Raw genomic sequence first — 291 nt, 5'->3', positions numbered from 1 at the left:
ATGCTCGTGATTACAGAGCTGGCGGAAGAGATATCATGGGATTCCCTCTATATCTCGTTCTACTGCTGCCGCCAGATGCTGCTTATGCTCAAAAACCGTCTGCTTCTTGACCTGTTCTATGAGCTGACCCTCTTCCACCAGTTCCCGCACACACTGTCGAAACGGATTCCGCTGCCGGATGCGGAACAGAAACACCGCGCCCTTACCCAGAAACTGATATCAGCCTGTGAGCAGGAGGACAGGGATGGCCTCGAACAGGCGCTCATGCAGATCATCTGTCTGCTCAACGAG

The 291-nt window shown here is 53.6% G+C and carries 1 protein-coding gene; it reads left to right on the top strand.

The features are described from left to right. Window positions 1-291 (top strand): hypothetical protein (locus LK536_RS58680; protein ID WP_506092320.1); only part of this gene is annotated, 291 nt, incomplete at both ends.

It is taken from the genome of Clostridium pacaense (assembly GCF_020709765.2).
Taxonomy (GTDB): Bacteria; Bacillota; Clostridia; order Lachnospirales; family Lachnospiraceae; genus Enterocloster; species Enterocloster hominis.
The sequence above is the reverse complement of the archived record's forward strand: the minus strand, read 5'-3'. Positions and strand labels throughout refer to the sequence as shown.